Source organism: Novosphingobium sp. TCA1, assembly GCF_009811895.1.
GTDB lineage: Bacteria > Pseudomonadota > Alphaproteobacteria > Sphingomonadales > Sphingomonadaceae > Novosphingobium > Novosphingobium panipatense_A.
In genome coordinates this window covers 1-23,161 of record NZ_BLJH01000038.1, presented here as the reverse complement: position 1 = coordinate 23,161, position 23,161 = coordinate 1, and the positions used below count along the sequence as shown (strand labels likewise).

The following is a 23,161-nucleotide window of genomic DNA, read 5'->3' as shown; positions in this document are numbered from 1 at the left end:
CTCAGCACCAAGCATTCTGGGAAGTGACGTGCTTCCAGAGTTGGGATGTGGTCGGGGTCATTGCGTAATCGCACAGGTCCATGAAGCCGACGTCGGAGTGGCTGTCGCCGATACCGATAACGGGTCGATCTTCATCTGCCGCCCGCAGCTGTTCGATGAGATAACGGGCCGCCTCGCGCTTGTTCAGCCAAGAGGGGAGGAAGGCGAGATTGTTGCCGTTCCGGTGGATTCGCCAGTCTGCTGGAAAATGCCGGGAAAGCTGCGTTTCGAGATCCTGAAGATCCGCGCCGTTCTCGCCAGTGTTGCTCTTGATGACGATGTAGAGGTCGAGATCCCCTTCAGCCACAACCCAGTGACGGAACCGCTCGGCATCAAGGCCTTCGGTTGCATGCTCATAGATTTCGCGGACGGGCGTGCCTTTTGCGGCGCGTTCCTGGAGAATTGCATGCCATTTCAGGTCGACTTCGCCGTCGATCCCGATGACACATCCGCCATTGGCGCAGATGGCCGGCGCCTGGTCGATATTGACCCGCGCTAGAACGTCGCGATCGCGCGCGGTCACCGGTACGATCCGGCCGTGGCTGAGCCAGCTGAGTGTCCGCTGCTGGCGGGGAGTGGCAAATCCGCTTTCCGTGCCGTCGACGAGATAGCTCATGACTTTGAGCTCCCCGGTGGTCTCGGGGCACTTGCGGGCTGTTTGGAACAGGGTGTCGTCGAGGTCCGTAAGGATCAGCATGGCTTTATCGGGTCTCGCCTTGATAGGTGCAAAGGATCATCTCGACCGGGATGTCAGCGCCGAGCTCCTGCACGGCTTTTCGTCCCTCGTCGGTCTGACGATCCCAGATTTCAGAGGCTACCAAAATACGGGCCGGCCGGTGCGCAAGGATGTTGTATAGGAAGCACGGAGCGCCTGAGCCGTAGGCGTCGGTGAACTGTGAAACACTTCCCATTGCATCTCCGAGGATTGCCGGGGTGCGAGTGATGCTCTGTACGGCTGCGATACCGCCCTGTGCTTCAATCTCTTCTGCAATCAGCAGCGCCTCATAGGAGTGCTCGCCGTCGCCAAGAACCAGGATTCGTTCGCCTTCACGGCAGATGATTGGCGGCCGAGAGGATGCTTCAGGGTGACGCAAGCCCGAACGACTACGCATTCCGCTAATCGGAGCCGAACCGGCGCCGTTCGAGCCCGCGGCGAGCTTCGGCGGAGTCACGCTGGTCCCAACCGTCCATTCCATGGTGCCGGCGAGAATGGAGTGCCCGGCGGCTGGCCGCGGCATGCGGTCGAGGTAATCGCCGCCGCTCCAGTCCGTGATGCAGCAGGTCTCGATCCGTTCGAGGATCGGCATAGCGGGAATCATGCCCTCCGCGGCCGAGACGAAGGTGTTCCCAGTGCTGCTTTCATCGTCAATGATAACCAGAGACCTGGCCGACTTGACCACGGCAGCCAGTTCGTCGTCGCTTACCTGTACGAGGTGCGAAGTCGCATGGCTGTGGCCCTCTTCGAACCGGGCGATGGTGACTGCGCCGCCCACCGTTTGGCGAGCCGTCTGGAGATAGATCGACGTCGCCGAGGGGTGCATGGACTGGAATGCCGCAAAAACACCTTGTCCAAGGGCTGTCGCCGTCTCCGCCATTCCCAGGAAGACAATGGGCTGCGGCAAATCGCTCGGCAGCGAACGGGCAAGGTCTTCCATCGCCCTACGCATGGCCGCCGGACGGGCCGGGAGATGGCGCCCGAGTACCTTCGATACGATGAGGAAGCCCCGCTTGGGATTGGCCCGAGCGGCAAAGTCGCAGAGGTCTTCGATCGACGGACCGTTGGTGACGCGAAGCTTGAGATCTCCGGTAGCCAGAGGAACTTCGAGGAATTCCGTGTCCTCAACGAGCCCATGCAATCTCGTACGGCCTGCATTAGCGGCGTGAAGAGTTTGGGAGAGGTTGTTCGAGCGTGGCTCACCGAGCGTGATGATATCCGGATCGGCCTTGAGAGCAGCGCGGACAGCGTCGTTGATAGCGTTCATCGCATTTTCCTAATATGCTAGGGTTCAACTGCCCCAGCTATTCTAATCAGTTTTTCGACCCGGCTGTGTGGCTATGCCAGCGGCGGTTGCACCAGCAGCGTTCCCCGAGCATTCGTCTCCAGTTTCGCCCCCAGATGGCGAAGGAGATTATCCGGTTCGATCTCAGCTATTTTAGCAAGATTGATCCCGTTCCAGGCGGCACGCGTGACGTCGACAGTGGCGACATACTCGTCCGCAATGTGTCCTGTTGCGGCCGTGCGCTGTGTGTAAGCCGAGATTCCGACCGACTGGATCGAACTGGAGCTTCCGATCGAGTGCCCGACCAGTCGAACAAGGATTGATGCTACGTGATCACGATAAAGCGACGCCAGATCCTTTTGCGAGATCGGCTTCTCATCAAGTGCCAATTTGCTGATCATCGCCTTCCAGCGGGCGCTGGGCATATCCTCGATTTCTGGAAGGTCGACGTCAAGCAGGAGCCTTCCCGCTTGAAGCGAAATGGCGATATTGGTCTCTGCTGGCCACTCCAGGGAGCCGAGGGCCTCTAACAGCGCCTCGGCAATCCGGTCATCATTCGGGCCCGCATTCGCCTGTGAAGCGTTCCAGGTCATCAAGGCTTGCATAAAGTCGCCCTGGGAGCCGAATTGCTCTCGCTTCGGCTTTCCGCTGCCACCAGGCAGAGACTGCCGAGTTGTGCGAGGGATGTCGTGATGCAGGCTGCGAAGACAGTCGATCGGCCGATTTCTTTCGGCTTCATGCTCCTCCAGGAAGGCCCGTAGTTCCTCCTTCATGGAGGATTTCGCGCTGGGGATCAGGGCCGGATCGAGCGGGAAACCCGCGCCATCGAGAAGCTCGACCTGGTTATCGACAAGTCGCGCAGTGATAGTGTCGGGCATTGCAGGCACGCGGCGAGTAGGTTCGCGACTGGATGACCGGGGGGCAGGGCCGCTGAGACGCTCCCGCCAGCTAAGACCTGTCCCAGGAAGTCCGACGTTGCCGTAGACACCCCGCTTACCGATATTGATGGATGCTCCGCGGGGGCCCAGGCTCAATGACGCGCCGCTCTTTGACAAATTGAGCTTCACGCCAGGAAGGATATGGATGCGCTTGGAGAACCTGAAACCCATGTGACCTTCCTCAGGCGATGACAATGATGCTGACGACGGAGTTTCGCAGGTGTGCGACCGCATCCCTGCGGGTTCCATCGTTTATGGGAGTGGTCGAGGGAAGCGGCATGCCGGCGGCGGCAGCCATCTCGAAGACGAGCGAAGAACGGATGCCAAAATTCACGTTCTCAGAGATGCTGCCTCGTTCTCGCATGCTCTCATGAGCAAGGGATGCCGATGTGATCCCCACGAGGTTCCCAAACTCATCTATGATCGCGCCGCCGGAAGAACCCGACGCAATCGGTGCGGTGAACTGGAAGCGAGAGACATCGCCGGATTTTCCGGTCAGGCCGGAAACGTTGCCAGTGGTGACTTTCAAGTCAGCGCCGAGAATGTCCATGAGAGGATAGCCCGAAGCCATGATCCCCTCGCCAAGCCATAGGGGGCTGCCAAGCCGGATCGGCAGTGGGGTTCCGCTTACGGATCCTTGTAGCAATGCAAGGTCGTGGGCTTCATCAACGGCCACTGGCGTCAATGCGCTACGGGTTCGGCCAAGCTGAAAGCTGCTGCCGTCCTCGATCACGTGCGCATTGGTGACAACAAGGTCCCTGCCGATGATCACGCCGCTTCCGCTGGCAAGAGGAGATCCTGAGCCGCGCGGAGGCCGTCCCTGAGTATCGGGACCTGGGCCGCCTCCAGGCAGCGGGGCTGGCCGATTCCGGTGTGGAATGACGACTGACTGTAGCTGCTTTGCGCGCAAGTAGGCATCGATCCCGAAGGTGAACCCTTCGTTCGAAACCTTCAGCCGGCGGCGGCCATCCTTGAGATAGATTTCTCCCAGGATAACCGCGGCTAGCTGTTGCTGCGGTGCCGGGAAATCGTACTGAATGCCGCCGATTTCCACGCGTGTCGGGTACGCAGAGTTGACGAAGCCGCCATGCCGATCATCCGTGATGTAGGCGACGATTTCGTAGTGGTCGCCAGGCTGTTCAAAGGATGATAGCTGCCATTCTCCAGGAGAATGCTCGATAAAGGCCGAGACATTCCCCTCAGGAGAGATGGCTGCGAGCGCTACGCGGCCTGCGTCCAGTCCGCCAAAGCGCACTATCGCGGCACCCTGGCCGGATACGTCGATCCTTTGTCCGGACTGGAGCTGCGTCATGCGGCCAGCCTTGCGGAAGGATCGCGAAGGCTGGTCGACATCTCGAGGTCGAGGTCGATGTTCGGGGTCGAAACCTGTTCCGGGGTCAGGCGTCCGGAGAGAATGCCGCCCCAGTCCCCGATAAGCTGCGTGCCGAAAGGTTCGCCGTAAACGGATCCCCCAGCTGGGCGCGCATTGATTTCGAGAGCCTTCCAGCTTCCGTCTTCGGCCCGGCGGAACTGAACGTTGATGATCCCGTGAAGTGAGAAGCGCTGAACGAGTTCGCGCGCTGCACTTTCCAATGGGTGCGATGTCTGCAGGCGTTGACGTGTGCCTTCCTTGGTGCGGGCCACGTACTTCAGGATGTTCCCATGGTGGGCCAGGACGTCGAACGATACTTCGGGCCCAGGCAGGAAGGGCATGAGAACCAGCGGCCGCAGGATCCGATCATCTTCTTCTGCCGCTAGAGCTGCAAGGAAGAGGTCTTCCCTAATCCGGCGGGCGTCTGGGTTCATGAGGTGAGCAAGCGGGGAGGCGGTCTTGGAAAGTGTCCAGAATCCGTGGCCGTTCACGCCCATGCGGGGCTTCACGCAAGGATCGATGTCTGGGTATGCAGTTCGAAACTCAGTGAGGAGCGCCGCCAGTTCGTCCTTGGTTTGGACCGAAATGGTGGGCAGGTGGATCTCGCCCTCTGCGAGTTCCTGCGCGAAGAGGTACTTGTCCTCGAGGAGGTCGAGAGTTGCAAGGTCCGCCGGCAGGTGAACCTTGCACGGCATATCTGCCGAAGCGAAAAGATGCCGCCGCGCTGTCGGCACGAACAGATCGATGGCGTGCTCTTCGATCTGTGTGCGGACCCATTTCAGGTAGGCTTCATCGTTGAGCTTGGGTTCCACCCATGTCTCGGTAGGGCCCTCGTAGATTGGCAGGCCAAGGCCAGTGCTGACGATCACTTCAAGAGTGGCGTCGGCAGCCATCATGGCCTTGGCAATAGGTGCGAGGGAGAAGCCACGGTTGAACCAGATACGCATTGGGGATCCTGAAACGAAAGAAATGGGAGAGAAGGGAGGAAGGGGTCAGGGAAGGATGCTCTTCGAGCGCGCATCCTTCAGCCACTGAGGGAATTCCGAGAGGATGCGGTCGTAGAGTTCATCGTCGCCGATCTGGGAAAGATCATCGACGCTGAAGAACCCGGCGTTATCGACCACACGGCCCGGAAGAGTATCCAGCTTCTTCAGCACGCCGTAATTGGCGCGCCCGACACCGATAAACTGCCAGAAGATAGGGCGATTTGACGCTCGCTGCAGGATCTCGGAGATGTCCTTTGAACGAGTGATGCCGCCGTCGGTGAGGAAGATGATGAGCAGCGGAGTGGTGCGATGAGGTGGTTCCTGCGCGAGTACCGCGTTCATCACGATCGGCTCATCGTTGCCGTAGCCGATCGAGGTCCCGGTCGTTTGACGCGTTCCTCCGAAGATGCCCTTCTTCGTAACCGGCTCGCTACCGATCTTTGCTCCGGGTGACGGGCAAGTGCGTGAAACGAAGCCGGCGAGGTTGGTCGCGGTGAGATCTTCGACGCGCTTGCATTTCGAGGCATAGAACCAGGTTGGCATTTTGCCGTCTCGGTCCAGCCGCAGAGCCACTGGCGCAATACGCTCGACGGTTTCCTGAACTGTGCCGTTTCCGTAGAGATGACCCATCGAGCCGCTTGCATCGATGATGAAAAGCACCTCGGCTTGCTCATGTTCGATGCCGAGTTTCTTCAAGGAAACGCCGACCTTGTTCTTGCGCAGGTCGACCTTGCTCAAGGACACCGGCGGTGAAGCCGGGGTCGGTGCGGACGGAGCGACGGGCGCAGGTGCTTCCTCAACTTCTCCTCCGAAATGACGGACGAGATCCGCCAAGCCGCCGGCGAAACCCTGGACAACCGCGCCAATGCGCCAGGCTCCATTGTGGCGGTAAAGATCAACGAGCATCACGGCCTTCTCATTCGAGAGGCTGGCCTTGGCGTTGAGCATCGCAGCGCCAGCAATCTGGACCGACAAGGTCCGGGCAGCGCTAAGCGGAAGGGTGTCATGAGTGGCGGTGACGGTGATCCGATCGACAGCTGCGGGAACGCGGTCGAGGTCGATACGAAATGTAGTCTTGTCTCCGCTCTTGGAGAAAGCAATAGCGCCTTCGGGGCTGCGCTCGTTGCTGAACAGAATGGTGTAGCGATCGTCAGAAATCTTGCGGCTGGCATCGAGGCCGAACGCGACGATGTCGATGTCTGCGGGGTCATGCGCGACCACGATCTCAATTTGGCGGCTCGTGGTGAGGTCAGAAATGGCGCGCTTCTCGCCCGGGGTCATCGTCTTCAAGGTTTCATTCCCAATCTGAAAAGAAGGAGACCGCCGGGACGCCCTAGCGCCCTGGCGGTCCGACTTTTAGCGGCGCCGTTTGGCGCCACTTCAGGCATCAGCCGAGGTTGACGCCCATGGCTCCGGCGAGGCCAGCCAAGCCGTTTTCCCAGCCTTCGCCAACTGCCTTGACCTTGATGTCGCCGGCGGCGCCGCGGTAGAGTTCGACGAAGATCATCGCGCCGTTGGTGCTGCTGTCTTCCGACAGATCGAAGCGAGCGAGTTCCTTGCCGTCGGCGTCATTGACGACACGTGCGAAGGCGTTCGAGACCGATCCGAAGTTCTGGCCGCGTTCCTTGGCCTCGTGAATGGTCACAGCGATCACGACCTTCTTCACGTCAGCCGGCAGCTTGGCAAAGTCGATCTTGATGCTCTCGTCGTCGCCGTCACCTTCGCCGGTGCGGTTGTCGCCGCCGTGCTCGACCGATCCGTCAGGCGAAGTCTTGTTGTTGTAGAAAACGAAGTGACCATCGGAGATGACCTTTTCGTTTTCGCCGAGAATGAAGGCGGCCGCGTCAAGGTCGAAAGCCTGGCCATCAGTCTTGCGAACGTCCCAGCCGAGGCCGACGGTAACCGAGGTGAGGCCCGGGGCCTCCTTGGAGAGCGAAACGTTGCCGCCCTTTACGAGAGAAACTGCCATAGTGTTAGGGGCCTTCTAAGAGCGAGGATGTCGAGGGTCCGAGGGGCACGAGGCCCCCCGGCTTGGATCAGCCGACGCTGACGCCGTAGTTGGTGGCAAGCGGACCGAGGCCGCCCTTGAAGCCCTGGCCGACAGCGCGGAACTTGAAGTCGTTGCCATGACGGTAGACTTCGCCGAGGATCATTGCGGTTTCGACCGACGCGTCTTCCGACAGGTCATAGCGAACGACTTCCTTGCCGGTCTTGACGTTGACCAGGCGGATGAACGCGTTCGAGACCTGGCCGAAGGACTGGCTCTTGCGCTCGGCTTCATGGATGGTCACGACGATCGCAACCTTGTCGATATCGGCCGGGAGCTTGGAAAGCGTGATCGCGATCTGTTCGTCGTCGCCTTCGCCTTCGCCGGTGCGGTTGTCGCCCTGGTGAACCACAGCGCCGCCGGCGCCGTTCATGTTGTTGTAGAACACGAAGTCAGCGTCGTTGCGAACCTTGCCGCTGGTGGCCAGAAGGAAGGCCGAGGCGTCGAGGTCGAAGTCCTGGCCGTCGGTTGCGCGGGCGTCCCAGCCGAGTCCGATCATGATTTCGTCGAGGCCGGGATCTTCCTTGGAGAGCGAGACGTTGCCGCCCTTCGAAAGTGAAATCGCCATGTGGTAGTCCTTTCCATATGTGTTGGCGGTGGAGTGTGTTCGAGCCGCGCTCCGCCGAAAGCGCCTCGAAAGTTGTTCAAGCTAGCCCTCGAGCTAGTCTTTGAATTCGATCTCGCCCTTGCTGACGTCCCAGGTTCCATTTTGATGGAGGCGAGGGGCCCGTTCAGCGGCGTCGGAGTGGATGCCGGATTTGCCGTAAGTCTCGACATGCTCGATCTGGATGTCGTTGCCGACAGCGATGTGCGTGATCGCGACCCAGTACGAGGTTTCTGCTGGATTCAGCAGCGGGATCGTTACTTCATTACCGTTCTGGTCGGTGATGATCATTTTGGGCCGGTAGCTTTTGAAGGAACCGGTCCCGTTCGATAGGGCGCTATAGGCCGCGAAGAGTGCAAACCGGAGCTTTTCGGGCCGTTCGAGAACTATTTCTTCTTCGCCCGCTCGGGTAGAATCACCCGAATGGCGAATGAATGGCGCAGTGTCCGACGTGCCAAGATCATTCCAGTAGACCTTGCCGCAGCGGCCGTCGTCCAGGACATAGAAGCAATAGAAGTCGAGATCGCCGCCGCCGCCTTGTCTGCCTTCCCAGACGAGCCGGGCACGGATTTTGCCGCCGCCCTTCGACAGGTTGACCTTTTCGGCTTTGGCGAGGGTGACCTTCTTGAGCGAAATAATTGGGGCAGGTGCTGCGGGTTGGGGCGCTGACACAGCGCCCGGCTGGCCGAGCTGAGAGCGAGCAGGGGCGCATGACGCGGTGACCTGGGGCGCTGCGGGAACGGGTTCGCTCCCGCCTGCCACGTCCACGCCGAAGTTTCCCGCCAAAGCGGCCAGGCCGCCGTTGAAGCCTTGTCCAACCGCCCGCAGTTTGAAAACGCCATTTCGGCGGTAGACTTCGCCAAGGATCAGGGCCTGTTCGCTCATGCCTGAGACATCGAGGTCGAACTGGAGCGCGCCCATCCGCATGTGGAGAATGCCTGCATCCGCAAGTTTGGCACTCGGTGCCTTGGAGGTATCGATGACAGCGCAGATCGCGATACTTTCAATCGCAGGATGAATGGCCGCGAGGTCGAAGGCGAGGGACGCTTGTTGGCAGGTGAATGTCAACGAAACGCCGGGCACGGTGGGCTGGCCGTAGAAGGCCATGCCGTCATCGCCTTCGACCTTGCGGTCAGCAGTGAGGAAATAAGCGCTTACGTCAATGTCAGCTCCGGCAGGCGTTTGATCCCAGCTGACAGTCAGCGCGGTTCCGTCGATGGGAGCGTTTGCGCCCTTCATCATTTGCATGATTCATCTCCCCCTGGGGTGTGGGTGGTCGGCGGGGGCGCAGCCCCGCCGAACCAGGTTCAGGCGTTGTGAAGATTGGGGACGACGTTGCCGGTCGGCAGGATCGCTTCGACCTCGCCGTCTTCCTCGTATTCGTGCGGGAAGCGCTTCTTGTGGCTGATCGAAGCCCAGAGCGAGACGCCGATGATGGCGGCACCAAGAAGACCGGTCACGACCTCGGGGGTTTCGACGCGGATGCTGAGCAGCATGATCACCGAAAGAGCGAGGATCGCATAGAATGCGCCAGGCTCAAGGAAGCGGAATTCCGAGAGGTGGCCGCCGCGAACCAGAGCGACGGTCATCGAGCGCACGAACATGGCGCCAATGCCGAGGCCGAGGGCGATCAGGATGATGTTGTTGGTGATGGCAAAGGCGCCGATAACGCCGTCGAACGAGAAGGACGCATCGAGGAATTCGAGATATACGAACGCTGCCGCGCCGGAACGCACGATCTTGCCGGTGGTCTCGTCCTCTTCACCGCCCATCATGTCGCCGAACATCTGCACGGCGAAGTAGGTGGCAACGCCGGACAGACCGGCAATCAGGAAGGTGCGCTGCTCTTCGGGTCCAACCAGGAAGGACAGACCGCAGATGATGAGTGCCGTCGTGGCGTAGGGAGCAAAAGGAATCTTACCGATGAGGCCGAGCGGCTTCTCGATGAAGCCGAGCCACAGGTGCTCGCGGTCCGTGTCGAAGAAGAAGCTTAGGCCGACAAGCATGAGGAATGCGCCACCGAAGCCTGAAATCCCGACGTGGGCGCCCGTCACGATCTGCTCATAGAGCTGGTGATCGGAGAGGGCGATGCGGGTCGCTTCGATAGGCGACACCCAGGCCGCGACGGACACGATGACGATCGGGAAGACGATCCGCATGCCGAATACGGCGATCAGAATGCCCCAGGTGAGGAAGCGGCGCTGCCACTTCTCGTCCATGTCCTTCAGGATCGAGGCGTTCACCACTGCATTGTCCAGGCTCAGCGAGGTTTCCATAATGCCGAGCACGCCGGCGAGGAATACCATCGAAAGAGCAGGGCCGATGAGCCCGGTTTCGGAATAGCCGAGGAACCCGGCCGCGATAAGGCAGATGATCGTAAACACGATCGATCCTGTGAAATGTTTCATGTGCACCCCGAGGAAGTGTGAGCCTGCAACGCAGATCGCGGCAGGAAATGGAGAGAAATTTAGTCTTTGGTCGCGCCGACCCAGTTCAGGAAAATGCCGATGTCATCGGCAAATCCCTTCTGACTGGGATAGTATTTCATATGGCGCTTCATCTGCAGCTCACCGTTAACATTCTCGATGAGTGCCACCCCGCACAGACGCTTGTCGTTGCGGCCTTCGTTCATCCGGATTTCGATTTCCGGTTGTCCGGGCATGTTCATGCGGACCACGCCGTCGGTCTGCTGCCAGTTGGGAGCCCCATCATAGATGAGGGCGAACACGCCGAGCTTTTTGATCTGGTCGAAGTGCCGGCCATTCACGCGGATGGTTTCGCCGGCGGCGACTGCGCCGGTCCGGTCGTCGCCCGAAAGTTCGATATAGGGCTCGTTGTTGAAATCGCCAAAGGTTCGGCCAAGCGCCTGGATCACGCCCGCATAGCCATCCTGCATCTCGAAGATCACGCCGAGATCGAGATCCAGCTGCTTCGTGCCCCCGAAGAACCCTCGGCTGGTATTCTGATTCCAATTGAGGTTCAGAATGATCTCGCCGAAGCTCGCGCCGGTTTTTTTGAGGCTGACCGTCGAGTTCGATTTTTCGAGAGTGATCTTTTTAAGGGAGACAGGCGCCGGGGCGGGCGGGGGCGTGGGAGGAGGCGTATCGGCCACCTCGCCGCCAAAATGAGTGATAAGGGCGGCTAGGCCCCCTGCAAATCCCGCAGCGATGGTACCGAGCTTCCAGCCGCTCGAATGGCGATAGATTTCGCACATCATCACAGCTTTCTCGGTCGTGAGATGTTCCGCGACGTTGAACAGGGCCTTGTTGCCATCAACGGAAACCACGAGAGGCCGCGCATCTGAGATGGGGCGGGTATCGTGAGTAGCGGTGAAGATCAGGCGATCGATCGACGAAGGAAGCTTGTCGAGATCGAGATTGAAGCTGGCGGTGTCTGAATATGGCGTCAGTCGGACTGCGCCCTCAGGCGTCGAGGTGTTCGAGAACAGCACCACATAGCGATCATCGCCGATCTGCTTTGCCTGGTTGAGGCCGAATGCTGCAATGTCGACCCCATCGAGGCCGAAGTCGATTTTAACCGTGCACTGCGACTGGATCCCGAGATCCGAAAGGCCGCGCTTTTCGCCGCGCTGAAGTTGCATTGTTGCCCCCATCTTTTGGAAAGTATCACGCCCCGGGACCCTCGCGCTGCCAGGGCCTCGCCTGCCGTCAGATTGCCGCGGTGGCGGAGCTGACGAGGTCGTTGACTGTGCGGCCGTTCGCACGGTCGCCGACGGCCTTGAAGGTCCATTCGCCGCCGGCGCGGGACAGGACAGCCAGAACGAGGCCGGTGTGGGCGCCGCTGTCAGAGATGTTGAAGCGGGCCAGTTCGCGGTTGGAGTTCGTCTCGAACACGCGGCCGTAGGCATTATCGACCTTGTCGAAGGTTTGGCCGCGGAAGCTGTTCACGGTGAGGACGATGTGCTCGACGTTCGCGGGGAGCCGGGTAAGGTCGATCGCGATAGATTCGTCGTCACCTTCGCCTTCGCCGGTCAGGTTATCGCCGCTGTGCCTGATCGAACCATCCTTGCTTTTGAGCTGACGGAACCAGACAGTGTCGACCACATTGCCGCGGTTGTCGAACACGATTGCCGAAGCGTCGAGGTCGATGCTGTCCGATCCGCTACCAAACACCTTGCCGAAAAAGCCGGAGGGTTTGGCGACATCCCAGCCGACGCCGAGGGTGATGGCCGAAAGGGTGGAACTGGACTGCTTGGCAAGACTAACAGACTGGTTCTTCGAAAGCGAAACCGACATGGGATTCCTTTGACGTTTCAAGTGAATGAATATGGTTACGGTGTAAGCGGGTAAGGACTATGACGGTTTTATGAGCCAGGGGTTAATACGCCTGGCTTGATAAACGCTTGGTAAGCAACAAGGAGTGATTTTGGTCACAGAAACCTGTGCTTTCGGATCCCCCCAAACCTAGTCTCCCAAAAAATGAAAATTCCTTAATCCCTCGGGAACGTGGAATTTCTGTGATCGATGAAGTGGCCGCCCTGCCATTTCGCTAGTCGATGTTTGGCCAGCCCCCGCTTCCATGGCCAATATTAATAGGTCAAGAATGGGTGTCCAATGACGATTTCTGTAAGGGGGGGCGGCGCCTCGTCAGCCGAGGGAAAAGTGCCCGGCACACGCGATATACCCCGCATGGCACAACGACCTTGTTCGCTGCCCTCGATGTCGCGAAAGGCCAAGTTCTTACACGGGTCTAAGCCCGAGGATTTCCTCCGGATCTGAATCGCGTCCAGCCTTTGAAGGGGTCGGTCGGACGATGCCGCGGCACGGGCACGCATCCGCGAGTTGGCCGGACTCCGTTACTGGTTCCGCTACCGCCGCTTGCACTGGCTCTTGTGCCGCGAACGATGGACGATAAACCATAGAAGTTCCGGCGCCTGTACCGAGAGAAACGCCTACGGCGCACCGGCGCGGTGAACGCAAGAGGGTCTCGGGCACGGGCCCACTGACGATGCCAAGAGTGTCAAACCAGCGCTGGAGCCTCGATTTCATTTCCGACGCGCTCGTCTGTGGGCGCCGGTTCGGGATCTTCGCCTTGGTTGATAGCTACTGCCGGGAGGGCCTACGCCTAGTCGCCGACACCTCGATATCCGGCCTGCGCCTTGCCCGCGAAATCCATCTGGCCATTCTTGAGCGCTTAGTTAAGCTGGCTATAGCAGTCAGTGATAACGTGAGCGAACTGATTAGTATGGCGATACTTTGGTGGTCCCGCGACGGTCATGTCGAGTGACATACCAACGCGCTAGGCAAGCCGCAACAGAACGGCTGCATCGAGAGTTTTAATGCTCGGCTGGGCGACGTCTGCTTGAATGAGACGCTATTCAACAGCCTTGGCCATGCCCGTCAGGTGCTGGTCTCTGGCGGGACGACTCAACCATTTCCGGCCCTACTCGACCCTAGGAGACGGAACCCCGGCACAGATGGGGGGCAGTTCGATCGGCAACCGGGTTGAGAGTCAACTCTTAACCCGGTTGTTACCATCATGCTACGCAGGGTATCAAACCGCGCACAGGCTCTACTCGTACCTCGGAGAAACCTCGGGCTCGGACCGCAACCATAAGGTTTCGGCTCAGATTCGTCCACCCGGCCTAGTTATTCTCACCAGGCATTAATTGAAGCGCGTCACCACCCCTACCGCTCAGCGAGATTCGACCGGATGAGAGTAGGGCAAGAGCTACACTATATCGCCTAATCCGTAGGTTACGAGTATCATGGATGCCGCTAGAAGGAGCGAAACGACCTGAGTCTGACAACGCTGTTGCCTTGAGAGGCGTCCAGGGTGACGAAATGAAGATCGGAGAGCGTACATTGCAATACTTCCAGCCTAGCTTCTAACCGAGTTGGGACGACGAAACTCATGAAAAAGCTAAGGCGGAGCCTTTTTCCGGCATATCGGGATTTTCCCGCATCCGCAGGTAACTCTGTACTAGGCATGGCGGTTTGACCGGCCACGGCAAACTGGTTCCAATTTTGTGAGAAGTCTCGGAAGCCAAACACCACGACAACGCTCGTGATAGAGGAATTCACCGTGGGTCTCTATGCGGGGATTTCTGACCAGAACGACAGCCCCGTGACTAGCAAAGCGCCCGAAAACGGAGGTATTTTCACGGCGATCCTTTCGGGTAGAGCGATGGGAAACCTGCCGGTCCGTTGCTGGGTAGCGAAGCCGGAGCGCTGAGTGGCCGGAAAGGGTCGGATCACGATAGCCGTTTCTCATACCTAGCGCGCGATGCACTCGGGCATCAGTCGCATCTATGCCGCCCCCAGTATCTGCGCCAGATGAGGACCGTGCGCGTCTTCAACATGGAACAGGACAGATCCCGTCCATCTGCAAGTCTGCACCAAGCGCCGGTGCGGAGCCCCACAGCATTTCCGCGCGAAAGGCAGGTCATCGGTCGCGCTGTTACCAGGATATGCCCGGTGGCCGTGTGGCCCCTTGCGCCGCCGAGCAAGTTCACAAGGGCGTCGCGGGCCTGATCGGCACGGGCGGATGGGCAAGGTTGATTGGAATTGCAGCTGCCGTCCATTTCGCGGGCAGCTATCCCCGCAATGCGAATGCGAGGTCCTTCCGCGCACCAGACTGGCCCATCTCCGTCATAGACATGGGTGGGGGTACATTTCAAGGTCTGGCCCTCGGGGACGACAACGACGGCCGCGGGAATCGGAAGCAGAAACATAATCGTGCAGGATCACGCGGCCCTCAGGATTGGGGAAATCCCACGGCTGTAACGGAGCTTGGCAGAGGCAAAGAACCCGCCGCATTCTGCCTGGGCATCGCACCCCTCGCACTCCGGCATGTATTCCTGCTTCCAGTCGCTGATCGAGCGACGGGAGAAACGGCGCAGGGACGGCTCGAGGATGCAATGCTGGCTGTTGTAAATCGACACTCTCATGCCGGCGCGATCGAGAATGCCGACTGCCTCGGATAGCTCGGCCTGATAATCGACGGGGTCGATCCAGATCTTTTCGAGGTTGGCGCGCGCAAAGCCGGTGAGTTCGAGGCCCATCAGCGCGACATGATCGACGAATAGCAGGTTGCGGGCGAGAAAGCGGGCGAGCGATACCAATCTTGAGACAGTCTGCTCCTGCAGTACAACCCGGACCTCCACGCGGACACCCTGCGCCTTCAGGGCGAGGATGCCGCGGATCGTCTCGTCGAAGGCGCCGTCGGCCTGCACGACGTGATCATGAACGTGGGCCAGGTCGGCATAGACCGGAATGCCCAGCATGAGGTCCGGGTGTCGCACTGTACCGAGGTCTCTGGCAAGGGTGCCTGTGGCAAAGCTGCGACCATTCGACAGGATATGCAGGGCCGTGTTCGGAAGATGGGAGCAGGCGGCCTGAACCAGTTCGATGAAGCGTGTACCCAGGAGAGTGGGCTCACCGCCGGTGAACCCGATTTCCTTCGCTCCGCGATCCATGAGGGGCAAGGCTTCCAGAACCTCATCCACGATCCAGCCATCATCGACGGCGCGCGGGGGCTGTGAACACATCAGGCAATAATTGTTGCAGCGCTCGGTGAGGAGAAAATGATTGTAGGCAACTGCCTTGCGGAAAAGCGTGCGGATCGCCCCCTTGGCCGGTTCGAACCGCACGACGTCGCCATCGCCCAGGTGATGGAAATCTTCGGACAGAACGGCAGCGGCCGCACCCTCCGGGACAAGCGCGAGTGTCTCGGCATCCTTGACTAGGTACCAGCCAAATCCGTGGGGAACCGGTCCTTGATGGTGGATGAACGCCTCGAGGCTACGCAGCGGTGCGGGACGGTCCGTGCGATCCGAGAGCCTAAGGATCGCAGGTCCACGATCAATGGCCGGTGGGTTGAATTGTGTCAGGCGACCGCGCAAAGTGATCATACGATGTTGGCCCAGCGTTCGAAAATGCGGCGTACTTCGGGGTTGGCCTCCATCCTGGAGATCAGCCCGCGGAAGAGCGCCATGTTGCGGGTGCAGAAAGAGGACAGAGGCTTCTTGCCTACGAAGTCACCTTGGGTTGCATGATGAAACACGGGCTCAGCTCCGCACCACGGTTCGAAGGCGCACCACGAGCACCCCGGCACGCTTGCAGCGAACGACTGCTCGAGAGGTTCAAGCAGGGCATCGCCAAGGAAGATGGCAGCGAAATCGTCGTCATGGACGTTGCCGAGAGCAAAGGTCGTATCGCCCATCTCGGCCAGCATCCGGCTTTCGTCAGAGGCGTAGACGACGCCGTCGTAATTGTAGACGACCGCGCCGATCCCGATCCCTGCCGGGCTCATGAGATCCACGTAGCTGGTCTGGAGGGGCGTAAGCATCTTCTTGAGAACCATCGCGGAATAATGCTCGATGAACTCGAACCCGCCGAGATTAAGCTGGATGATGTAGTCCAAGCCCTCGAAGAAGAATTCGAGCCACTTCTTCTGGTCGTACGACGCGTAAGATTTGGTCTTGATCGCAAAGCCGTAGGGGGAAAGCGGACGCAGGAAGATCCCGCCGAAGTCCATGCGGATATATTCGTCGATGATCGCCCGGACTTGCGGCAGGCTTGCCGCGGTCGTCGTCATCAGCGCGCCCACATTGTAATGGCCCAGCGCCGTGCGAGCGCGGGCGATACCTTCCACCGCCTTTTCGTACGAATTCTTGCCGGGCCGTGGCCGGTTGCGATTGTGGAGGTCAGCAGGCCCATCGAGCGACGTCGAAATCAGAATATCGTGCGCGCGTGCGAACTGAAGGATCTCGTCATCCAGCACCGCCAGGTTAGTCGCGATCACGAAGGCGAGATTGCGGCGTGCCGTCTCGTTTCGCCGCAAGGCCTCGGCAACGATGAACCTAATAATCGGCATGTTTAGAGTGGATTCGCCGCCCTGGAACTCGATTTTGATCGCGGGTGAGGGCGAGCGGAAGGCGAGATCGAGCGAGCGCAACGCTGTCTCCTCGCTCATGTCGAATTCGCGCTTGTCGTCGTTGGCTCGCGACACCTGGCAATAAGGGCAGCTGTGCTCACAGCGTAGCGTAGTCACGAAGATGTGCAGCCCGGTGAAATTGGCGAGTGGCGCCAATTTGGTGCGGATCTTGAGGCCTAGCAGGTCGATTGCGATCTGGGTGTCGTCATCGATCAGGAAATGGCGGGATTTAAGCTCATCGTAAATTGGCTGATCAGACCGCAATGCGCCGCCTGCGAAATCCGAGACCTCGCTTGCCGACATCGTGACGTACTCGCCGGCCATATTGGTCGCGACATAATCCTCCCCGCCGAGGGACGTGAAACGCCATGGCAGCATTGTATAGGCTGATTGTGCAGAGGAATCGAACTGAGCCTGCTCGCGGAATTTAGCCATCCTGCAGGCCAGAGCGCGAGAAGGCGAGGCCGAGGATGGCATCGCGGTAGGGTGCGGTGCGCTCCTCGATGGAGATGCGCAGGTCCTGGTCGATCACTTCACGCCGGAAGTCGCGTTCCGCGGTATCCATCGACACCGTTGAGTTGGCCGGAAGCAGCCGGCAGATGATGTCGTCACCGGTGACAGCCACGTCGACGTCATAGCGTGCCATCAAGGCATATGCGGCCCGCTTTGCGGCATCCACAGAAAGGGCGGCCCGGGACAGGGTCACCGTCCGGGCATCGCCAGTAGTAATGGTCATGGTTTTATCGTTCTTTTGAGGCTCGCTTAGTACGCGCTGGAAGAATGCGAACTGTGGCTTGAGTGCGAGCTGTGGCTGGAATGGCTCGAATGGCTGCCATGTGCAGCAAGCTGCACGGCTTCATCGGCCTTGGTCAGCACAAGATCCTTAGCATCGTCAGCCTGGTTTGCGAACTGTGCCACGACGGCCGGGACGGCCATCGGAACGGTCGCGTGCGCCTGCGAGCCTGCGACAAGTGTCGCAAGCGATGCAGCGAACGGTTTTAGAAATGAACGACGTGCCATCATAACCCCCTGTTGAGATGTTGCTTTTGCCAACCACTTTGTCGTGGTCAGTCGTTTTTTTGGCGACACCAGAATGGTATTTCAGTCAAGTGTTAAAATTCTGTCGCGCAGCGACCCTTGCATGCCAATTGCTGATAGCGCTTTCCCGCAGACGTCCGCAATCCGACCTTCTTTGACGTACGGTGGCTCTGTCACAACACGAAGAATGCCACCAGACTCGGCGGCTAGGATTTCGGCGATGCGGCGTAGTCCCTGGATGCGATCGCAATGCTCAAATCCAACGAAGACGCGCCAATCCTGCGGCATCGGTCCGATCAGACACATTGTCTGCGCGGCGACGGCGTCTGGCGCAGTGAGACCGAGCACCAGCAAAAAGCGGGCGAGCAATGAACCGAATCGCGAAATGTCGTGCCCCCAAGAAAACGCGCTTAAACAGACGTTTGTCAGCGGCTTCCATGATGTTTCAAAAATTTAATCGTCACCTGCCGAACCTTCTCGATCTTCGCTCTGGTTCCGACGTTCCCCGAGTCGTCGTCATTGCGCGGATTGGTTTGGAGTCTTCAGGCACTTATCTGGGATGCTAATCTACGCTCTGCCTCATGCTCATCCGGGAAATATACGGATCGGTAGCCTTGCATGGACTTTCCACCGGTGAGGCAATAGATCAAACTGCTCCTGCCTTCGCCGAATTTTGGGTCGTGCCGCGATACCTGTCCATGACGTGAAATTTTCCCTGTCCGCCAATAGAGGTGGCAAAACGAACGAGCGCTGCCACGTCACGGCCGGCGTCGAGTTCTTCATGCCATCAGAATGTTCGCGGCGCTTGGTTTCGCTGTGGGAGTAAGTCGCCTATTCGGGGCGCGCCAATGAACCGCAAGTCAGTTCGCAATGCCAGCGCTCATCGAACTCAGCAAACGAACCTAGTGTCCTGTCCCGCAAATAGCTTTACATAAAGTCGAAGCAGGCGGAAGATTCGTGCTCCGAGGGAGAACGAATATGGTGGGTGTCGGTCGGCCGCAGGAACGGGTGCTTTGCCTGAGTGATGGCGAGCGCGAAGAGTTGGAGCGTATCAGCCGTTCCCATTCCGCTCCACACAGTGTGGTTCGTCGTGCGAATATCGTTTCTGGCTTCAGCCGATGGCGAGACCAACACCGCAATTGCGCGCCGGCTCGGAACCACGAACCCAACGGTCTGCCACTGGCGCAAGCGATAGTTTGAACAGGGGCTCGTAGGACTTTACGGGGAAGCCCGGCCAGGGCGGCCGAGAACCCACGACGAAGAGAAGGTAGCACAGTTGCTGCGCACGGTTCTCGAAAGCAAGCCTGCAGACGGTACGCATTGGACAGTTCGTTCCGCTGCGGCGGCCACGGGCCTGTTCAAGACCACAGTGGGGCGCATGTTGACGCTGTTCGGTGTTCAGCCGCATCGCTCGAAGAGCTTCAAGCTCTCAACCGATCCGCTGTTCGTCGACAAGGTCAAGGACATCGTCGGGCTCTACCTCAATCCGCCGGACCACGCGGTTGTCCTGTGCGTTGATGAAAAAACGCAAATTCAGGCGCTGGAACGTACGCAGCCCGTGTTGCCGCTTGGTCTTGGATATCTCGAAGGCGTCACGCACGACTAGGTCCGGCATGGCACCACGACCTTGTTCGCGGCCCTCGATATCGCGAATGGCCAGGTTCTCACCAAGTGCCAAGCCCGTCACCAGCACCAGGAATTCCTGGCTTTCCTCAAGCACATCGACGCGAATGTCCAGCCTGACCTCGACGCTCATCTGGTGGTCGACAACTATGCCGCGCACAAGCATCCTAAAGTCAGGGCCTGGCTTGCTGCGCGACCGCGCTTCCATGTTCATTACACGCAGACTTATGCGTCTTGGCTCAATCAGGTCGAACGTTGGTTCGCCCTTCTCACCCAGCACCAGATCCGTCGCGCTTCTTTCGTCAGCGCCAAGGACCTCGTCGATAAAATCAACGCCTTCGTGCAGGCATACAACGCCAAGGCGAAACCATTTGTCTGGACCGCGACAAGCGAGGCAATCCTCGAAAAGGTCGCACGCCTATGTGAAGCTATTTGCGGGACAGGACACTAGTGGCTCGATGAACAATTGGCGGCTTTCATCGCGCGCGAATAAGACACTGTATGTCGGCTTTGTCGGCGTCTCGGGCCAGCGCAGCCATTGCACGTTTCGGCGCAGTCACCTGCATGTGGGGGTAGTTTTGGGGGTGGCATGGCTAAAAAATCTGAAAATATCTATATATATCAATTTAATAACTCAGACGAAATGTCCTACCCCCGCAACCACCGATACCGACAAACCAGATTTTCCTGGCGTATGTCGGTCATGGTTGGATCGCCCTCCCGCAACCACCGATACCGACCTACCGGACACCCCTGGCGCACCAGCGCCGGGGGTGGTGTCGTTTTTGGCGGATTGCTGCCGCTCAAGCCAATCCAGGATGGTACCGAACTCGCCATGCAGCATGGCGTTGACTTCGCCGCGCCTGCTGCCCGGCGTCAGGACGACGCGCTCGATGAGCCCGCGCAGGGCGTCGGCCGCTTCCTCACGTTCCTCGGGACAGACCAGGGCATCTGCCAGGCGCTCGACCTTGCCGCGATAAATCTCGGCGATGTTGGGATGGATATCCGGAACATCCGCCGGGGCGGCAGCGAGGCGCGCGCGAATGGCGTCCTCCTGCGCTTCCAGATCGAGAAGGCGGTCGACGAGCGAGCGAGTTCCCTTGCCTTCTTCCACTATGTCCAGAACGCCCTTGATCGCTTTCAGGACCTTGTCGAGTTCAGCGCGATCTGCCGTGTCGGTTGCCCGGCGCTCGCGGTTCAGGCGATTGGTTTCCTCTACGCAGGTGCGAATGGCCTTGGCGGCAACTTCGGGACTCATCATCCGATCGCGGAGGCCATCGAGAACCCGCGTCTCCAGTTTTTCACGAGAAATGCTATGACCATTCGAACAACTTCTCGTGTCGATATGGTTCGAACACGCAAACCGCCCCTGCCCGCGAAGGGTATAAGACCCGCCGCAGCATCCGCAGTAAACGAGGCCTGAGAGCAGGCTCCTGGGGCGACGGGTGCGGTTCAGCTTATTGTGTGCCGCGCGCGTCGCTTCGATCACGCCGGCATATTGGACCGCTATATCTTCCTGTCTTGCCTTGGCTGCCTGCCACAGTTCCTCATCGACGATCCGTAGATCGGGGACGTCGGTGACGATCCATTCCGATTGCGGATTGATCCGTGACACGCGCTTGCCGGTCTGCGGATTCTTGAGATAGCGAAGCCGGTTCCAGACCAGCTTTCCGATATAGAGCTCATTGTTAAGCAGACCGGTTCCACGCTTTGCGTGGCCTCGGATCGTGGTCGATGTCCAAAGTGTGCCGGTCGGAGCGGGTATGCCCGCTTCATTCAAGCGGCGCGCAATCGCCTGAGGGCTAAGTCCGTTGGCGAACTGCCGAAAGACCTGACGCACCACCTCGGCTTCAACGGAATTGATGTTGCGCTCGCCATGGACAGCCTCGCCTTCGCTGGAGAAGCGACGAACAACGTCATAGCCGTAGCACAGGCCGCCACCAGACTTGCCTTTCTCGACGCGTCCGCGCAGGCCACGATGCGTCTTCTTGGCAAGATCCTTGAGGAACAGGGCATTCATAGTGCCCTTGAGGCCTACGTGTAGTTCCGACACTTCGCCTTCAGCCAGCGTGACGATCTTCACGCCAGCGAATTGCAGGTGCTTGTAGAGCGTTGCAACGTCGGCCTGATCGCGGGACACGCGATCCAATGCCTCCGCGAGCAGAACATCGAAGCGACCCATCTGTGCGTCCTGGACGAGAGCCTGAATGCCGGGGCGCAGGATAACGCTGGCACCCGAGATCGCCGCGTCTTTGTAGCTGCCTATAACATGCCAGCCTTCACGCTTCGCCTGCTCTCGACATATCAGGAACTGGTCGTCGATCGAGGCAGCACTCTGCTTGTCGTCGGAATAGCGGGCATACAGGGCGACACGGGTCATATCGTTCTCCTCGCCAGAAAAATAGCATGATCTCTCTGACGGACCAAACTGGACAGGGTGATCTCGGCGCGCTGCCACCCGAGCTTTGCTAAAGAATTGAAATAGAAGGCCGTTAAGTTCTTTCTCTTTTGGATGCTGGTGGCGGGCCTCGCAATTGTCTCCACATTGTGCGTGCGCCTGACATGTGGTCGCATGATGCCTTTAGCCCGTCACGAGCAAGCAGAGCTACGTGAAAGCAGGGTCAGCAAGGAGCCTTCAGGCTTGCGCAGCGCTGATCCTGCTCTGCCCAGCGTCGATGGGCTCCCTCATCTAAGGATCGTCTGCGACACACAACTAGCACGGGTATGTCGCCTATAGATGGCCGCGATGGCCGTTAGTCGAATGTCCGGATCCGAGCCGGGGTGCGGGCATAGCCGACCTTCGCGCGGGGCAGCTGCCGACCAAGATGCGTCGTTCGCCGGTCGCGCTTTCAACGACAGCTTCTGCCAAAACCTGCCGCTCGGTCGCCGTGAAACCGTCTGGCAGCAATGCGCCCTAAATTCGGATTTTCGGCCTTGTAGCCGACGATCCCGAAAGCCGCCATTCGTTTCGCCAGCGCTCAACTGGTTCAGACCCGACATTGCGCTCACGGCCCAACAGGCGTGGCCACCATTATTTTCGGAGTGCAGCAATCAGGGCGTCCCGAGCCATGGCCACGCGCGGGTGTCGCAGCGATGAGCGTGCCCAGACGAGGTAGTAAGCGTTGCGCGGCACCGTGACCGGGGCGGGTATCTCGATCAGCGTGCAGGCAGCGCGTTCGCTGCGGGTGAGATAGCCGGGCATCACCGTCCAGCCGAGACCCGCGCACAATCCCGACCGTAGCACCCTCAGATCGGGCGCGGTCAACGCGGGCTGGCTCGTCAGCTCGATCTGGTTTGCATGGAGCCAGGTACGCAGCAGCGGTCGGTCGAGGTCGTAGGCGAGGTGGGCCGTCCGGTTGAGCCCGTCGGCAAGCGGCAATTCGGCAATCCGCATGGCCACGGCGGGTGAGGCTACGGCGCGCAGGTGCTCTTCGCCCAGCGCATGAAAGGCCAACCGCGGATCTTCGGGCTGCGAGGCGGTGACGGCTAGGTGCACCTTGTCTTCGAGCAGCAAGGCATAGAGCGCCTCGCGCCCGCCGATATGCAGGCGCAGGTCTAGGTCACATACCCATAAACAGGATTCCCAAAGCGTCAGCGATCTGATTCATTCTCCGAG

General features: G+C 59.4%; 21 protein-coding genes and 2 pseudogenes. 3 read left to right on the top strand and 20 right to left on the bottom strand.

Going from position 1 to position 23,161, the window contains the following annotated elements; all coding sequences use genetic code 11:
• Window position 1: 1 nt before the first annotated feature.
• The 12 genes from NTCA1_RS24825 to NTCA1_RS24770 form a co-directional block, all read right to left on the bottom strand.
• The gene (locus NTCA1_RS24825) at window positions 2-736 is read right to left on the bottom strand and encodes a sucrose-6-phosphate hydrolase (RefSeq protein ID WP_159832144.1); all 735 of its coding nucleotides are present in this window, start codon (window positions 734-736) and stop codon (window positions 2-4) included.
• A 4-nt stretch (window positions 737-740) separates the two neighbouring features.
• Entirely contained in the window at window positions 741-2,021 is a 1,281-nt protein-coding gene (locus tag NTCA1_RS24820; protein ID WP_159832143.1) for a phosphoribosyltransferase domain-containing protein, read from the bottom strand.
• Between the two features lie 71 nt (window positions 2,022-2,092).
• Complete coding sequence (locus tag NTCA1_RS24815) at window positions 2,093-3,148, bottom strand: DUF4236 domain-containing protein (protein WP_159832142.1); 1,056 nt, start codon at window positions 3,146-3,148, stop codon at window positions 2,093-2,095.
• Between the two features lie 10 nt (window positions 3,149-3,158).
• Window positions 3,159-4,289: a S1C family serine protease gene (locus tag NTCA1_RS24810; RefSeq protein ID WP_159832141.1), complete on the bottom strand. Its 1,131-nt coding sequence runs from the start codon at window positions 4,287-4,289 to the stop codon at window positions 3,159-3,161.
• On the bottom strand, window positions 4,286-5,296 hold the full coding sequence (locus tag NTCA1_RS24805) for an ATP-grasp domain-containing protein (protein ID WP_159832140.1): 1,011 nt from the start codon (window positions 5,294-5,296) through the stop codon (window positions 4,286-4,288). Before NTCA1_RS24805 ends, NTCA1_RS24810 begins: the two co-directional genes overlap by 4 nt.
• A 45-nt stretch (window positions 5,297-5,341) precedes the next feature.
• Complete coding sequence (locus NTCA1_RS24800) at window positions 5,342-6,616, bottom strand: VWA domain-containing protein (protein ID WP_236549566.1); 1,275 nt, start codon at window positions 6,614-6,616, stop codon at window positions 5,342-5,344.
• 106 nt (window positions 6,617-6,722) lie between these two features.
• Window positions 6,723-7,304 carry a TerD family protein gene (locus tag NTCA1_RS24795; protein WP_159832138.1) on the bottom strand — a complete coding sequence of 194 codons (582 nt, stop codon included), beginning with the start codon at window positions 7,302-7,304 and terminating at the stop codon, window positions 6,723-6,725.
• A 67-nt stretch (window positions 7,305-7,371) separates the two neighbouring features.
• Complete coding sequence (locus NTCA1_RS24790) at window positions 7,372-7,950, bottom strand: TerD family protein (protein WP_159832137.1); 579 nt, start codon at window positions 7,948-7,950, stop codon at window positions 7,372-7,374.
• A gap of 93 nt (window positions 7,951-8,043) precedes the next feature.
• The gene (locus tag NTCA1_RS24785) at window positions 8,044-9,234 is read right to left on the bottom strand and encodes a TerD family protein (RefSeq protein WP_159832136.1); all 1,191 of its coding nucleotides are present in this window, start codon (window positions 9,232-9,234) and stop codon (window positions 8,044-8,046) included.
• A gap of 59 nt (window positions 9,235-9,293) precedes the next feature.
• On the bottom strand, window positions 9,294-10,394 hold the full coding sequence (locus NTCA1_RS24780) for a DUF475 domain-containing protein (RefSeq protein ID WP_159832135.1): 1,101 nt from the start codon (window positions 10,392-10,394) through the stop codon (window positions 9,294-9,296).
• 59 nt (window positions 10,395-10,453) lie between these two features.
• Window positions 10,454-11,587, bottom strand: a complete 1,134-nt coding sequence (locus NTCA1_RS24775; RefSeq protein WP_159832134.1) for a TerD family protein — start codon at window positions 11,585-11,587, stop codon at window positions 10,454-10,456.
• 67 nt (window positions 11,588-11,654) lie between these two features.
• Window positions 11,655-12,242: a TerD family protein gene (locus NTCA1_RS24770; RefSeq protein ID WP_159832133.1), complete on the bottom strand. Its 588-nt coding sequence runs from the start codon at window positions 12,240-12,242 to the stop codon at window positions 11,655-11,657.
• Between the two features lie 721 nt (window positions 12,243-12,963).
• On the opposite strand from NTCA1_RS24770, the gene NTCA1_RS24765 reads away from it, so the two are divergent.
• A complete protein-coding gene (locus tag NTCA1_RS24765; protein WP_159832132.1) occupies window positions 12,964-13,233 on the top strand; it encodes a hypothetical protein in 270 nt (89 codons plus the stop codon).
• A 21-nt stretch (window positions 13,234-13,254) separates the two neighbouring features.
• Window positions 13,255-13,455, top strand: a pseudogene (locus tag NTCA1_RS29180) (integrase core domain-containing protein); the annotation flags it as partial.
• Window positions 13,456-14,245: 790 nt separating this feature from the next.
• On the opposite strand, the gene NTCA1_RS28825 reads toward NTCA1_RS29180, so the two are convergent.
• From NTCA1_RS28825 to NTCA1_RS24735, 6 genes are all read right to left on the bottom strand, one after another.
• A complete protein-coding gene (locus NTCA1_RS28825; RefSeq protein ID WP_236549564.1) occupies window positions 14,246-14,680 on the bottom strand; it encodes a thermonuclease family protein in 435 nt (144 codons plus the stop codon).
• Window positions 14,681-14,692: 12 nt separating this feature from the next.
• Entirely contained in the window at window positions 14,693-15,859 is a 1,167-nt protein-coding gene (gene hxsC, locus NTCA1_RS24755; RefSeq protein ID WP_159832131.1) for a His-Xaa-Ser system radical SAM maturase HxsC, read from the bottom strand.
• Window positions 15,856-17,319, bottom strand: coding sequence for a His-Xaa-Ser system radical SAM maturase HxsB (gene hxsB, locus NTCA1_RS24750; RefSeq protein ID WP_159832130.1), 1,464 nt, complete (start codon window positions 17,317-17,319; stop codon window positions 15,856-15,858). Before hxsB ends, hxsC begins: the two co-directional genes overlap by 4 nt.
• On the bottom strand, window positions 17,312-17,620 hold the full coding sequence (locus tag NTCA1_RS24745) for a hypothetical protein (protein WP_159832129.1): 309 nt from the start codon (window positions 17,618-17,620) through the stop codon (window positions 17,312-17,314). Before NTCA1_RS24745 ends, hxsB begins: the two co-directional genes overlap by 8 nt.
• 26 nt (window positions 17,621-17,646) lie before the next feature.
• A complete protein-coding gene (locus tag NTCA1_RS24740; protein ID WP_159832128.1) occupies window positions 17,647-17,904 on the bottom strand; it encodes a hypothetical protein in 258 nt (85 codons plus the stop codon).
• An 81-nt stretch (window positions 17,905-17,985) separates the two neighbouring features.
• Window positions 17,986-18,291, bottom strand: coding sequence for a hypothetical protein (locus tag NTCA1_RS24735; protein ID WP_159832127.1), 306 nt, complete (start codon window positions 18,289-18,291; stop codon window positions 17,986-17,988).
• Window positions 18,292-18,900: 609 nt separating this feature from the next.
• Between NTCA1_RS24735 and NTCA1_RS24730 the strand changes: the two are divergent.
• Window positions 18,901-19,996 (top strand): annotated as a pseudogene (locus NTCA1_RS24730) (IS630 family transposase).
• Window positions 19,997-20,179: 183 nt separating this feature from the next.
• Here NTCA1_RS24730 and NTCA1_RS24725 read toward each other — a convergent pair.
• Complete coding sequence (locus tag NTCA1_RS24725; protein ID WP_159832126.1) at window positions 20,180-21,925, bottom strand: recombinase family protein; 1,746 nt, start codon at window positions 21,923-21,925, stop codon at window positions 20,180-20,182.
• 651 nt (window positions 21,926-22,576) lie between these two features.
• Window positions 22,577-23,098 carry a substrate-binding domain-containing protein gene (locus NTCA1_RS24720; protein ID WP_255490598.1) on the bottom strand — a complete coding sequence of 174 codons (522 nt, stop codon included), beginning with the start codon at window positions 23,096-23,098 and terminating at the stop codon, window positions 22,577-22,579.
• Window positions 23,099-23,161 lie beyond the last annotated feature (63 nt).